The 13,089-nt window shown below is 65.5% G+C and carries 11 protein-coding genes; 10 read left to right on the top strand and 1 reads right to left on the bottom strand.

Annotated elements, in window-relative coordinates; translation table 11 throughout:
* The first annotated feature begins 106 nt into the window (after positions 1-106).
* The 8 genes from lpxD to NYR97_RS16255 all read left to right on the top strand — a co-directional run bounded on the left by lpxD (position 107) and on the right by NYR97_RS16255 (position 10,267).
* A complete protein-coding gene (gene lpxD, locus NYR97_RS16290) occupies positions 107-1,120 on the top strand; it encodes a UDP-3-O-(3-hydroxymyristoyl)glucosamine N-acyltransferase (RefSeq protein WP_316694649.1) in 1,014 nt (337 codons plus the stop codon).
* Positions 1,117-1,575 (top strand): 3-hydroxyacyl-ACP dehydratase FabZ, encoded by a 459-nt coding sequence (gene fabZ / locus NYR97_RS16285; RefSeq protein WP_205391956.1) that lies wholly within the window; start codon positions 1,117-1,119, stop codon positions 1,573-1,575. Before lpxD ends, fabZ begins: the two co-directional genes overlap by 4 nt.
* Positions 1,576-1,600: 25 nt before the next feature.
* Positions 1,601-2,392, top strand: a complete 792-nt coding sequence (gene lpxA / locus NYR97_RS16280; RefSeq protein WP_316694645.1) for an acyl-ACP--UDP-N-acetylglucosamine O-acyltransferase — start codon at positions 1,601-1,603, stop codon at positions 2,390-2,392.
* Positions 2,389-3,708 carry a lipid-A-disaccharide synthase gene (gene lpxB / locus NYR97_RS16275; RefSeq protein WP_316694643.1) on the top strand — a complete coding sequence of 440 codons (1,320 nt, stop codon included), beginning with the start codon at positions 2,389-2,391 and terminating at the stop codon, positions 3,706-3,708. The genes lpxA and lpxB overlap by 4 nt, the downstream gene beginning before the upstream one ends.
* The gene (gene rnhB, locus NYR97_RS16270) at positions 3,705-4,433 is read left to right on the top strand and encodes a ribonuclease HII (protein ID WP_316694640.1); all 729 of its coding nucleotides are present in this window, start codon (positions 3,705-3,707) and stop codon (positions 4,431-4,433) included. Before lpxB ends, rnhB begins: the two co-directional genes overlap by 4 nt.
* A gap of 295 nt (positions 4,434-4,728) precedes the next feature.
* On the top strand, positions 4,729-8,319 hold the full coding sequence (dnaE, locus tag NYR97_RS16265) for a DNA polymerase III subunit alpha (RefSeq protein ID WP_316694638.1): 3,591 nt from the start codon (positions 4,729-4,731) through the stop codon (positions 8,317-8,319).
* Between the two features lie 159 nt (positions 8,320-8,478).
* The gene (locus tag NYR97_RS16260; protein WP_316694636.1) at positions 8,479-9,438 is read left to right on the top strand and encodes an acetyl-CoA carboxylase carboxyltransferase subunit alpha; all 960 of its coding nucleotides are present in this window, start codon (positions 8,479-8,481) and stop codon (positions 9,436-9,438) included.
* Between the two features lie 73 nt (positions 9,439-9,511).
* Positions 9,512-10,267 carry a tetratricopeptide repeat protein gene (locus NYR97_RS16255; protein WP_316694634.1) on the top strand — a complete coding sequence of 252 codons (756 nt, stop codon included), beginning with the start codon at positions 9,512-9,514 and terminating at the stop codon, positions 10,265-10,267.
* Positions 10,268-10,336: 69 nt separating this feature from the next.
* Here the strand turns inward: NYR97_RS16255 and NYR97_RS16250 are convergent, their stop codons facing one another.
* Positions 10,337-10,783, bottom strand: a complete 447-nt coding sequence (locus NYR97_RS16250) for a CopD family protein (RefSeq protein WP_316694632.1) — start codon at positions 10,781-10,783, stop codon at positions 10,337-10,339.
* Between the two features lie 73 nt (positions 10,784-10,856).
* On the opposite strand from NYR97_RS16250, the gene NYR97_RS16245 reads away from it, so the two are divergent.
* The gene (locus NYR97_RS16245) at positions 10,857-11,459 is read left to right on the top strand and encodes a methyltransferase (RefSeq protein ID WP_316694630.1); all 603 of its coding nucleotides are present in this window, start codon (positions 10,857-10,859) and stop codon (positions 11,457-11,459) included.
* Between the two features lie 240 nt (positions 11,460-11,699).
* Positions 11,700-13,043, top strand: a complete 1,344-nt coding sequence (locus NYR97_RS16240; protein WP_316694628.1) for a polyhydroxyalkanoate depolymerase — start codon at positions 11,700-11,702, stop codon at positions 13,041-13,043.
* Positions 13,044-13,089: the final 46 nt, after the last annotated feature.

Below are 13,089 nucleotides of genomic sequence, written 5' to 3'. Positions count from 1 at the left end.
CACAGTTGCGGCCCAGCCAGAGATACGCCCGACTGTTTGGCAAACGTTTGGCAACGTTTTTTTTCCGTAAAACCAGCCACTTACCGTTTACGCGAGGTTCACCCTGATGCGCTTGACCGCCAGTGCGATTGCCGAACAATTTGGGTTGACCGTCGTTGGCGACGGCACCACCGAAGTCACCGGTGTCGCCACCCTGGCGCATGCCGGCGCGGGGCAGCTGAGCTTCCTGTCCAACCCACGCTATCGGCCGCTGCTGGCTGACACTCAGGCAGCCATCGTTGTCCTGCGTGCCGACGATGCGCAAGCCGCGCGCGGCACTGCGTTGGTCGCCAAGGATCCCTATACCGCGTTCGCCAAGATCGCCGCCTTGTTCGATGTGGCGCCGGTGCGCGAACCGGGCATCCATCCCTTGGCGGTGATCGACCCCACCGCACAGGTCTCGCCGAGCGCGCATGTCGGCCCGTTCGTCAGCATCGGCGCGCGCAGCCGCGTGGGCGATGGCTGCGTGATCGGCACCGGCAGCATCATCGGCGAAGACTGCGTGGTGGACGATGGCAGCGAACTGATCGCCCGCGTCACCCTGGTGACCCGCGTGCGCCTGGGCAGGCGGGTGCGCATTCACCCCGGCGCGGTGATCGGCGCCGACGGTTTCGGCCTGGCGATGGATGCCGGCCACTGGATCAAGGTGCCGCAACTGGGCGGTGTGGCGATCGGCGACGATTGCGAGATCGGCGCCAACACCTGCATCGACCGCGGCGCGCTGGAAGACACCGTGCTGGAAGAAGACGTGCGCGTGGATAACCTGGTACAGATTGCGCACAACTGCCATATCGGTGCGCATAGCGCGATCGCCGGCTGCACCGGCATTGCCGGCAGCGCCAAGATCGGCCGTTACTGTCTGCTCGGCGGCCACGTCGGCGTGGTCGGGCATCTGGAGATCTGCGACAAGGTCGTGATCACCGGCAAATCGGTGGTGCGCAATTCCATCCATGCGCCGGGCGAGTATTCGTCCGGCACCCCTCTCACCGACAATCGCACGTGGCGCAAGAATGCCGCGCGCTTCAAACAACTCGATGTGCTGGCAAGGCGCATTCTGGCTGTGGGCAAGGAGAAAGAATGAGTCACCCCACGTATGAGCTGCCGATCGACGTCAGTCAGATCCAGACGCTGCTCCCGCACCGCTACCCGTTTCTGCTGGTCGACCGGGTCCTCGAACTCGATCTGGAAACCAAGTGGATCGTGGCGCAGAAGAACGTCACCATCAACGAACCGTTCTTCCAGGGCCACTTCCCGAACCGTCCGGTGATGCCGGGCGTGCTGATCATCGAGGCACTGGCGCAGGTCGGTGGCGTGATGACCCAACTCGGCTTGGGCCGCGATGCGCTGTCGCAATTGTTCTACATGGTCAAGGTCGACAACGCCCGCTTCAACAAGCAGGTGATCCCGGGCGATGTGTTGATCATGGAGGTGAAGATGAAGCGCCTGATCCGTAACGTGGGATGCTTCTACGGCGAGGCCAAGGTCGATGGCGAAGTGGTGGCCAGTGCCGAGGTGATGTGCGCCGGCGCCAGGTAATAACCCGCTTTCGGAGTAAGACACGATGCGTGATTCGACACCTTTGATTCATCCCACGGCGGTCATCGATCCCTCGGCAACGCTGGCAGACGACGTCCGTGTCGGCGCGTTTTCGCTGATCGGCGCCGATGTGGAGATCGGCGCGGGCACCGAGGTCGGGCCGCATTGCTCGATCCATGGCCCGACCCGGATCGGCCTCAATAACCGCTTCATCGGCCACGCGGCGATCGGCGGCGAGCCGCAGGACAAGAAGTACGCCGGCGAGCGCACCGAACTGGTGATCGGGCACGGCAATGTGATCCGCGAATTCGTCACCATCAATCGCGGTACCGGCGGCGGTGGCGGCATCACGGTGGTCGGCGACGACAACTGGATGCTGGCCTACACGCACGTGGCGCACGACTGCCATGTGGGCAATCACTGCGTGTTTTCCAACAACACCACGCTGGCCGGCCACGTGACCGTGGGCGACTACGTGATCATCAGCGGCTTTGCCGGCGCGCATCAGTTCTGCCGGATCGGCGCGCACGCCTTCCTGGGCATGGGCGCGCTGACCAATGGCGACGTACCGCCGTTCACCATGGTCGGCAGCGAATCGCTGGGCCGCCCACGCGGCATCAATAGCGAAGGGCTCAAGCGCCGCGGCTTCGATGCCGAGCGCATCACCGCGATCAAGCGCGCCTACCGCACGCTGTACGTCGCCGGCCTGCCGCTGAGCGAGGCCAAACTGCAGCTGGCCGAACAGGCCAAGAGCAGCGAGGACGTGCGCGGGTTGCTCGAGTTCATCGAGGCGGCGGAAAGGCCGTTGTTGCGATGACGGGAATCGGGAATCGGGAGTCGGGAATCGCTGCAGGCGCGCACGACGACGCGTCTGTCGTCGGCCACCCGACGGCACTGCCGATTCCCCATTCCCCACTCCCGATTCCCAGCGCGCGCGAGCGCGCTCCGCGCATCGCGCTGATTGCCGGCGAAGCTTCCGGCGACATCCTGGGTGCCGGGTTGATCGATGAATTGCGCCGCCGTTATCCGACTGCCGAATTCGTCGGCATCGGTGGCGATGCGATGCGTGGCGCCGGCTGCCAGACCTGGTTCGATGCCAGCGAGCTGGCGGTGATGGGCCTGACCGAAGTGCTGCAGCATCTGCCGCGGCTGTTGAAGCTGCGCCGCGCCTTCCGCGAGCGCGTGCTGGCCTGGAAGCCGGATGTGTTCATCGGCATCGACGCGCCCGACTTCAATCTTTCGGTCGAGCGCTGGCTCAAGCAGCGTGGCGTGCGCACCGTGCATTACGTCAGTCCCTCGGTGTGGGCATGGCGCGAGAAGCGCGCGGAAAAGATCGGTGCCAGCGCCGACCTGGTGCTGTGCCTGTTTCCGATGGAGCCGCCGATCTACGCCCGGCACGGCATCGATGCGCGGTTTGTCGGCCACCCGATGGCCGACGATATCGCCTACCAGGCCGATCGCGCGGCCGCGCGCGCCAAGTTGGGCCTGTCTGCCTCCAGCACCGTGCTGGCGGTGTTGCCAGGTAGCCGGCATGGCGAAATCAGCAAGCTCGGCGATACGTTTTTCCAGGCCGCCTGGCTGGTGTCCGAACATCTGCCCAACCTGCATGTGCTGGTACCGGCAGCCAACCCTGGCTGCAAGCAATTGCTGGCCGAACAGCTGTCGCACTCGTCGCTGCCGGTGCTGCGTTCGCACCTGCTCGACGGCCAGGCGCGCACCGCGATGCTGGCTGCCGACGTGGTGTTGCTGGCCTCCGGCACCGCCACGCTGGAGGCGATGCTGGTCAAGCGCCCGATGGTGGTCGGCTACAAGGTCGCCCCGCTCACTTACCGCATCGTCAAGACGCTGGGCCTGCTCAAGGTCAACCGCTATGCGCTGCCCAACATCCTGGCCAACGACGATCTGGCGCCCGAGCTGATGCAGGACGAGTGCACCCCGGAGCGCCTGTGCGTGGCGCTGCTGGACTGGTTCAAGCACCCGGAGAAAGTCGCCGCGCTGCAGCCGCGGTATCTGGCCCTGCACGCAGAGCTGCGCCGCGACGCATCGGCACGCGCGGCCGATGCGGTGGCTGGGCTGCTGACGCAGCCGGAATTGGGAATCGGGAATGGGGAATCGGCAGGAGTTGGGCCATGAAGCGCTCGAGCTCCCACAGTGCCGTTGTCGTTGCGACGACGCAGGACGCGCTCTTCCACGATTCCCCAATCCCGATTCCCGATTCGCGCTTGATCGCCGGCGTCGACGAAGCCGGCCGCGGCCCGCTTGCCGGGCCGGTGGCGGTGGCGGCGGTGGTGTTCGACCCGAGCAAGCCGCGCATCAACGGGCTGGACGATTCCAAGCAGCTGAGCGCGCAGCGGCGCGAGCAGTTGTACGCGCGCATCGTCGAGCGGGCGCTGGCCTGGTCGGTGGTCTTGATCGACAGCGAAGAGATCGACCGCATCAACATCTACCAGGCGACCATGCTGGGCATGCGCCGCGCGGTGGAAGGGGTGGCGCATGTGGCCGGGTTCGCGCGTATCGACGGCAACCGCGTGCCCAAAGGGCTGCCCTGCCCGGCCGAGGCCTTGATCGGTGGCGATGCGCTCGACCGCGCCATCATGGCCGCCTCGATCTTAGCCAAGGTCACCCGCGACCGTTTGATGCATGAGTTGCACGCGCAGCATCCCGAATACCGCTTCGACCAGCACAAGGGCTACGCCACGCCGGTGCATCTGGCCGCGCTGCAGACCCACGGGCCCTGCCCGCAGCATCGCCGCAGCTTCGCACCGGTGCGGCGTGCGCTGGGGATCGAGACCGCCGCCCCGTCGAACTGGGACGTGCCCTGCGTGGCCCCGGCCGATGGCCTGCTGCTGGCCGACTGACCGACCGCAGTCCAGGGGATCCAGGGGACCTGGCCCGATATCGGGGCCATCCATCCGCGCGCATGCGGGCCGGTTGGGCACTGGCGTCGAACAGCGCGCGTTGTGCTCGCGCAGCCCCGCACGCACCCCGATCCGCGCAATCGCCATCGCTGCCCTCCATGCAGCTAGCCAAACCCTGAATCGGCTGCACCGGCCAGCCCCCGTGGCGTCTGGCCGCAGCCCTGCGCCGGTGCTGTCAAGCCTTGTTCGACCCGACCGCGCTCGCTACCCTGACCACGCATTATTCCGGTCTCGCATGTCCACTTCCCGCTTCGTCCATCTGCACGTCCACACCGAGTTCTCGCTGGCGGATTCCACCATCCGCGTGCCCGAGAAACCGGATCAGGCTGACCCGAAAAAGGCCAAGCAGGCCAACCTGCTGAGCCGCGCGGTCGAGCTCGACATGCCCGCGCTGGCAGTCACCGACCTCAACAACCTGTTCGCGCTGGTCAAGTTCTACAAGGCCGCCGAAGGCGTCGGCATCAAGCCGATCGCCGGCGCCGACGTGATGATCGCCACCCCGGACATGACGCCCTGGCGCATGACCCTGCTGTGCCGCGACCGCGAAGGCTACCTGAGCTTGTCTCGGCTGCTCACCCGCGCCTGGATGGAAGGCCACCGCCCCGAAGGCGGCGTGGCCATCCACCCCGAATGGCTGCAGAGCGGCCACGCCAACCTGTTCGCCCTGGCCGGCCGCGACAGCCTGGCCGGGCGCCTGTTTTCAGAGGGCCGCGCCGACCTGGCCGAGCAGCAGCTGGCCGACTGGCAACGCGTGTTCGGCGATGGCCTGCATCTGGAGCTCACCCGCACCGGGCGCGAGGGCGAAGAACGCTTCAACCAGTTCGCCCTGCATGCGGCCGGCGTGCGTGGCCTGCCGGTGGTGGCCAGCAACGACGTGCGCTTTCTGTACGCCAGCGACTTCAATGCGCACGAAGCGCGTGTGTGCATTTCGTCCGGCCGCGTGCTCGACGACCCCAAGCGCCCGCGCGAGTACAGCGACCAGCAGTACCTGAAGTCTGCAGACGAGATGGCCGCGCTGTTCGCCGACGTGCCCGACGCGATCGACAACACCCACGCGCTGGCGCAACGCTGCAATATCGAGATGCGCCTGGGCACCTACTTCCTGCCCGCCTATCCGGTGCCGGAAGACGAAACGCTGGACAGCTGGATCCGCAGCCAGGCGCGCGACGGTCTGGCCGCACGCCTGGAAAAAAGCCCGATCGCCCCCGGCAAGACCCGCCAGGATTACGTGGACCGGCTGGAATTCGAGCTGGACACCATCATCAAGATGGGCTTCCCCGGCTACTTCCTGATCGTGGCCGACTTCATCCAGTGGGGCAAGAACCAGGGCATTCCGATCGGCCCGGGCCGCGGTTCCGGTGCCGGCTCGTTGGTGGCCTGGGCGCTGCAGATCACCGATCTGGACCCGCTGCCGTACAACCTGCTGTTCGAGCGCTTCTTGAATCCAGAGCGCGTGTCGATGCCCGACTTCGACATCGACTTCTGCATGGATCGCCGCGACGAGGTGATCGACTACGTGGCGCGCAAGTACGGGCGCGAGCGGGTCAGCCAGATCATCACCTACGGCACCATGGCGGCCAAGGCGGTGGTGCGCGACGCCGGGCGCGTGCTCGGTTTCACCTATGGCCTGGTCGACAGCGTGGCCAAGCTGATCCCCAACATCCTGGGCATCACGCTCAAGGATGCGATGGGCGAAGGCAAGGATTCGGAGATGGCATCGCCGGACCTGATCCAGCGCTACCAGGTCGAAGACGACGTGCGCGACCTGATGGACCTGGCGCGCCAACTCGAGGACCTCACCCGCAACGCCGGCAAGCACGCCGGCGGCGTGGTGATCGCGCCCGAGCCGCTGTCCGAATTCTGCCCGCTGTTTGCCGAACACGACGCCGACGGACGCGGCAAGAATCAGGTCACCCAGTTCGACAAGGACGACGTCGAAGCGGTCGGCCTGGTCAAGTTCGACTTCCTCGGCCTGCGCACGCTGACCATCATCGATTGGGCGGTCAAGGCGATCAACGTGCGCCACGCGCGCGCCGGCATCGACCCGGTCGACATCACCACCCTGCCGCTCGACGACGTGCCCACCTACAAGGGCGTGTTCGCCTCGGGCAATACCGGTGCGGTGTTCCAGTTCGAATCCTCGGGCATGCGCCGCCTGCTCAAGGACGCGCGCCCGGACCGTTTCGAAGACCTGATCGCGCTGGTGTCGCTGTACCGCCCCGGCCCGATGGACCTGATCCCGGACTTCAACGCGCGCAAACACGGCCAGCAGGAGATCATCTATCCGGATCCGCGTACCGAGGCCATCCTCAAGGACACCTACGGGATCATGGTGTACCAGGAGCAGGTCATGCAGATGGCGCAGATCGTCGGCGATTATTCGCTGGGCGGCGCCGACCTGCTGCGCCGCGCGATGGGCAAGAAAGTGCCGGCCGAAATGGCCAAGCACCGCGAGATCTTCCGCGAAGGTGCGGCCAAGGGCGGCGTGAGTGCGGCCAAGGCCGACGAAATCTTCGACCTGATGGAGAAGTTCGCCGGCTACGGCTTCAACAAGTCGCACGCCGCCGCGTACGCGCTGGTCAGCTACCAGACCGCCTGGCTGAAACGGCACTACCCGGCCGAGTTCATGGCCGCCACGCTGTCTTCGGACATGGACAACACCGACAAGGTGGTCGGCTTCCTCGATGAAGTGCGCAACCTCGGCCTGACCGTCAGGCCGCCGCGCGTCAACGAATCGGCCTACATGTTCGAGGCCGCCACCCCGGACACGATTCAATACGGCCTGGGCGCGATCAAGGGCGTCGGCCAGGGCGCGTGCGAGGCGATCATCGAAGAACGCGAGCGCGGCGGCCCCTACACTACGCTGCTGGATTTCTGCACGCGCGTGGGCACCGCAAAGCTCAACCGGCGCACGCTGGAGGCGATGGTCAATGCCGGCGCGATGGACGGCCTGGGCAAGAACCGCGCCTCGCTGATGCTGCAGCTGCCGGAGGTGATGAAAGCCACCGAGCAGATGGCGCGCGAACGCGCCTCGGGACAGAACTCGCTGTTCGGCGGGCCAGACCCGAGTGCCCCGGCACTGCGTCTGGACCTGCCCGAAAGCAAGGAATGGCCGCTGGGCCAACTGCTCACCGGCGAGCGCGAAACGCTGGGCTTCTACCTCAGCGGCCACCCGTTCGACCCGCACCGCGACGAAGTGCGCGAACTGGTCGGCTGCGATCTGGGGGCGCTGGAAAAGATTCTCGCCTCGCAACAGCGTGGCGGCGGCGGGGGCGGCGGCGATGGCGAAAAACGTGCCTGGCGCCCGGAAGTCAGTGCCATTCTCGCTGGCCTGGTGGTCGGCGTGCGCCGCAAGGGCGACAGCCAGGTGTTCGTGCAACTGGAAGACGGCCGTGGCCGGGTCGAGTGCAGCGCGTTCTCCGATGCGATGGCCGAGTTCGGGCATCTGCTCACCCGCGACCGCATCCTGATCGTCAAGGGCGGCCTGCGCGAGGACGAATTCAACGGCGGCTACAGCCTGCGCATCCGCCAATGCTGGGACTACGAGCAGATCTGCGCCGACCATGCGCAACGGCTGTCGCTGCGCCTGGACCTGCGCGAAAAGCAGGCCTGGAAGCGCATCGATGCGCTGCTGGCCAAGCACCGCCCCGGCAAGACGCCGCTACGCCTGGACCTACTGCTACGCGCCCAAAGCGGCGGCGTGGCCGGCATGCTCGACCTCAACGGCAGCCACTCGGTCCGCATCGACCAGCACCTGATGGACAGCCTGCGCGCCGACCCGGCAGTGCGCACCTTGAAGATCAAGTACAGCCCACCGTGGGCGTGAGAATGGAGAATCGGGAGTGGGGAATCGCAAGAGCGAGGCGGTCGGATACCTTGCTCTGATTCCCGATTCTCCATTCCCGATTCCTCTCCCAACCCCACCGTACGGGTCCGGCAGACGCATTCGGCTACACTCCCCGCCTTACGTTGACGACACCACTGCATGAATCCTAACTACCTCGACTTCGAGCAACCCATCGCCGATCTGGAAGCCAAGATCCAGGAACTGCGCAAGGCCAGCACCGGCCCTGCAGTCAACGTGGACACCGAGGTGCGTGCGCTGCGCGACAAGCTGCGCGTGCGGACCGCGCAGATCTTCCGCGACCTCTCCGCCTGGCAGGTCTCGCAGCTGGCGCGCCACCCGCAGCGTCCGTACACGCTGGACTACATCAACACCGTCTGCGACGAATTCCAGGAACTGGCCGGCGACCGCGCCTATGCCGACGACAAGGCGATCGTCGGTGGCCTTGGCCGCATCGATGGCCGCCCGGTGGTGATCATCGGTCACCAGAAAGGCCGTGACACCAAGACCAAGGTGGCGCGCAACTTCGGCATGCCGCGCCCCGAGGGCTACCGCAAGGCGCTGCGCCTGATGAAGCTGGCCGAGCGCTTTCGCCTGCCGCTGCTGACCTTCATCGACACTCCGGGCGCCTATCCTGGCATCGGTGCCGAAGAACGCGGGCAGTCCGAGGCGATCGCGCGCAACCTGCTGGAAATGGCGGAGTTGAAAGTTCCGGTGATCTGCACCGTGATCGGCGAGGGCGGCTCCGGTGGCGCGCTGGCGATCGGTGTGGGCGACCGCACCTTGATGCTGGAATACGGCACCTATTCGGTGATTTCGCCCGAAGGCTGTGCCTCGATCCTGTGGAAGGACGCCGCCAAGGCCAAGGACGCTGCCGAGCAGCTCGGCCTCACCGCCAAGCGCCTGAAGGGCCTGGGCCTGGTCGACAAGGTGATCCGCGAACCTACCGGTGGCGCGCATCGCAATCCCGAGCAGATGGGCAAGCGCTTGAAAGCGGTGCTGCTCAACGAGCTGGACGCGTTGGAAAAGATCCCGGTCGACGCCCTGCTGCAGCAACGTTACGAGCGCCTGCGCAGCTACGGCGCTTACGAAGGCAATTGATCGGCGACTGATTCACGATGGCGCAGAGCGCGCCATCGCACCGCCAGGCACGCATGAAAAGGATGTCCGAACCATGAGCCCACTGCTGCTTTTATCGCTGGTGTTACAGGCCGCCTGCTGCGTGCACGTGGTCCGCAGCGGCCGCCCGCTGTACTGGATCTTCATCCTGCTGGTGCTGCCTTTTCTGGCCACGCTGGTTTACATCGTGGTGGCGGTGATTCCGGATCTGCGCAACGACCCGACCGCGCGCCGCGGTTTGCGCAAGGTGCGTCAGCGCATCGATCCGCAACGCGAACAACGCGACGCCTCGCGGCAACTGGATGTTGCCGACACTCCGGAAAACCGCCGTCGGCTCGCGCAGACACTGCTGGAACAAGGCGACTACACGCGTGCGGCAGAGCTCTACCAGGGCGCGCTACGCGGCATCTACCAGGACGACCCGGACCTGATGCTGGGCCTGGCCAAGGCCCAATACGGCTTGGGCCAGGCAGCAGAGACACGCAAGACCCTGGACGCATTGATCGCCGCCAATCCCAACTACCGCTCCCACGACGGGCATCTGCTGTATGCACGCGCCGTCGAAGACAGCGGCAGCATCGACGAGGCGCTGCACGAGTACGAGACGCTTGCGCAAGGCTATCCGGGCGAAGAAGCACGCGTGCGCTATGCGCAATTGCTGCTGCGCGCTGCGCGCCAGCAGGAGGCCAAGGCCATCTTCGAGCAGGTGCTACGCCACGCGGCCGCCTCGCCCAAGCATTACCAGCGCGAACAACGCGCCTGGATCGACATCGCACGCAAAGGTCTGAGCGAGTTGGGCGTCGACGCGTAATTGCTACCTGATCCAATCACCCTGCGTCGGCCAGCGCCTCGGCACACGCCGTCTGTTCGTCGACAGCGCTCAAAACGGCTTGGCCAGCACCAGCCAGATCACACCGACCAACAAGAACACCGGCACTTCGTTGAACAACCGCAGCGCGCGGCCGCTGGGCACCGCACGGCCCTGGTCCACGCCCTTCAACCAGCGCCCTGACACGATGTAGTGCGCCAGGATCAACGCCACCGCGAAGAGTTTGGCGTGCATCCAGCCGCCGGCCACCATGGTGGGGAAATCCGGAATCACCCGATAGCCCTGCCACAGCACCACGCCCAGCACGAGCGCCAGACCCAGCATGCTGTGGCCGAACTTGTAGAGACGACGCCCCATCAGCACAAGCCGCGTGCGCACTTCCGGTTCTGCGCCGGCTTCGGCGATATTGACCAGAATGCGTGGCAGGTAGAACACCGCGGCCATCCAGGCGATGACAAACAACAGGTGAAAGGTCTTGATCCACAGATACAGGGTCATGTGCTGGCTTCGCTGGCTGGCGTAGGATGGCCCGCATTTTCACCTATCCGCTCGCGCGAAAGCACATCCGTCCATGCATCAAGCCGACGACAAACAGTACGACGCCCACTATTTCAGCCGCTGGTATCGCGATGCGGGCCTAGCCGACCCGGCGCGCCTGCGACGCAAGGTCGCACTCGCGGTGAGCCAGGCCGAGTACTACCTGGAGCGCCCGATCCGCAGCGTGCTGGACATCGGCTGTGGCGAGGCCGCGTGGCGCGCACCGTTGCTGGCGTTGCGGCCAAAGCTCAGTTATCTGGGTTTCGACAGCAGCGCCTATGCGGTGCAGCGCTACGGGCGTAGCCGGCAGATCCACCCTGCCCGCTTCGGCGACTTCGCCTGGCTGCGCCCGTGCGCACCGGTGGATCTGCTGATCTGCTCGGACGTGCTGCACTATGTGCCCACGCGTGAGCTCAACCAGGGCCTGCCCGGACTGGCCGAGATGTGCGCAGGCGTGGCGTTTCTGGAGACGTTTGCGCAGGAGGATGCCTTCGAAGGCGATCACGATGGTTTTCAGCCGCGGCCGGCGCGCTGGTATCGGCGCCGCTTCGCCAGCGCGGGCTTTGCGGCGCTGGGGTCGCATTGCTGGTTGTCGCCGCAGTTGGGTGGGGAGGCGTCGGCGTTGGAGCGCGGTTGAGCAGTCCGTTGGCTGCTTGAATGACTTACCGCGTGTGGCTTTGCCCCGTACCCTCACCCCAACCCCTCTCCCGCAGGAGAGGGGCTTCGATAGTCCTACTACTAACGCGATCTTCCTTAGCGCTAAGCCGTTCTGAATATCACGTATGGCGGCAGATGAAGCTGCTTACGCTTGCCATATCTCACATGACAACCTCTACCGTCCGCAGCCCCATTAAGGTGCAAATGCGCCAAAGCGGGTATGCTGCGTGGCAGCAAAGCCGCACGGATGGGTGGAATGCTTTATCAACTGCACGAGCTAACCCGCAATCTGCTAGCCCCCTGGGTGCATCAGGCCCAGGCGAACGCCAAGATGTTCTCCGACCCCGACAGTCTGTGGGCCTCGCTCCCGGGTGCCGAACGCATGGCGGCCAGCAATGAGCTGTTCCACCGCCTCGGCAAGGAATACGAAAAGCCCGCCTGGGCGCTCGACGATGTCGAGGTCGATGGCCACTCGCTGCCCATCATCGAACGCGAAGTCCTGAGCAAGCCGTTCTGCCGCCTGCTGCGCTTCAAGCGTTTCAGCGACCATGTCGAGCTGATCGGCACGATGAAGCAGCAGCCTGCCGTGCTGGTGGTGGCGCCGTTGTCCGGCCACCACGCCACCCTGCTGCGCGATACCGTGCGCACCCTGCTGCGCAACCACAAGGTCTACGTGACCGACTGGGTGGACGCGCGCATGGTGCCGCTGGAAGCCGGCGCGTTCCGGCTCGAGGACTACATCAGCTACATCCAGGAATTCATCCGCCACATCGGCGCCGACCGCCTGCATGTGGTGAGCGTGTGCCAGCCCACCGTGCCAGTGCTCGCGGCGGTATCGCTGATGGCCACCAACGACGAGCCCACGCCGCGCTCGCTGGTGATGATGGGCGGGCCGATCGACGCACGCCGCAGCCCGACCCAGGTCAACAACCTGGCTACCGAGAACGGCATCGAGTGGTTCCAGAACAACCTGATCCACACCGTGCCGTTCCCGTATCCGGGGCACGGCCGGCAGGTGTATCCGGGATTCCTGCAGCATGCCGGCTTCCTGTCGATGAATCCCAACCGGCACGTGATGTCGCATTGGGATTTCTACACCGATCTGGTCAAGGGCGACCTGCAGGATGCGCAGGCGCACCGGCAGTTCTACGACGAATACAACGCCGTGCTCGACATGCCGGCCGAATATTACCTGGACACGATTCGCGTGGTGTTCCAGGACTTCTTGCTGCCGCAGGGCAAGTGGAAAGTGGACGGTCAGCTGGTGAAGCCATCGGCGATCCGCAACACTGCGCTGCTCAGCATCGAGGGCGAACTGGACGATATCGCCGGCCTCGGTCAGACCGAAGCGGTGCACGATCTGTGCACCGGCATCGATGCGGCGCATCGCCGCCATCTGGTGGTCGAAGGCGCCGGCCATTACGGCATCTTCAGCGGCCGTCGCTGGCGCGAAGTGGTGTATCCGCAGGTGCGCGAATTCATCGGCCGCTACGACGCAGACCCGGTCGGCAGCCGCCATCCGGCCACCGTCACCCCGATCCGCAAGCGCGGCAAACGCGCTTGATCAGGTGAAAAAAAGCGCCTTGATCGATCTCGATCGAGGCGCTTTT

The organism is Xanthomonas hydrangeae (assembly GCF_032697525.1).
Classification (GTDB): Bacteria; Pseudomonadota; Gammaproteobacteria; order Xanthomonadales; family Xanthomonadaceae; genus Xanthomonas; species Xanthomonas hydrangeae.
The sequence above is the reverse complement of the archived record's forward strand: the minus strand, read 5'-3'. Positions and strand labels throughout refer to the sequence as shown.

Bases quoted from the DNA above. Each gene is read 5' to 3' on its own strand.
- NYR97_RS16240 (WP_316694628.1), top strand. From the start codon at position 11,700: ATGCTGCGTGGCAGCAAAGCCGCACGGATGGGTGGAATGCTTTATCAA.
- rnhB (WP_316694640.1), top strand. From the start codon at position 3,705: ATGAAGCGCTCGAGCTCCCACAGTGCCGTTGTCGTTGCGACGACGCAG.
- lpxB (WP_316694643.1), top strand. From the start codon at position 2,389: ATGACGGGAATCGGGAATCGGGAGTCGGGAATCGCTGCAGGCGCGCAC.
- fabZ (WP_205391956.1), top strand. From the start codon at position 1,117: ATGAGTCACCCCACGTATGAGCTGCCGATCGACGTCAGTCAGATCCAG.
- lpxA (WP_316694645.1), top strand. From the start codon at position 1,601: ATGCGTGATTCGACACCTTTGATTCATCCCACGGCGGTCATCGATCCC.
- NYR97_RS16250 (WP_316694632.1), bottom strand. From the start codon at position 10,783: ATGACCCTGTATCTGTGGATCAAGACCTTTCACCTGTTGTTTGTCATC.
- dnaE (WP_316694638.1), top strand. From the start codon at position 4,729: ATGTCCACTTCCCGCTTCGTCCATCTGCACGTCCACACCGAGTTCTCG.
- NYR97_RS16255 (WP_316694634.1), top strand. From the start codon at position 9,512: ATGAGCCCACTGCTGCTTTTATCGCTGGTGTTACAGGCCGCCTGCTGC.
- NYR97_RS16245 (WP_316694630.1), top strand. From the start codon at position 10,857: ATGCATCAAGCCGACGACAAACAGTACGACGCCCACTATTTCAGCCGC.
- NYR97_RS16260 (WP_316694636.1), top strand. From the start codon at position 8,479: ATGAATCCTAACTACCTCGACTTCGAGCAACCCATCGCCGATCTGGAA.
- lpxD (WP_316694649.1), top strand. From the start codon at position 107: ATGCGCTTGACCGCCAGTGCGATTGCCGAACAATTTGGGTTGACCGTC.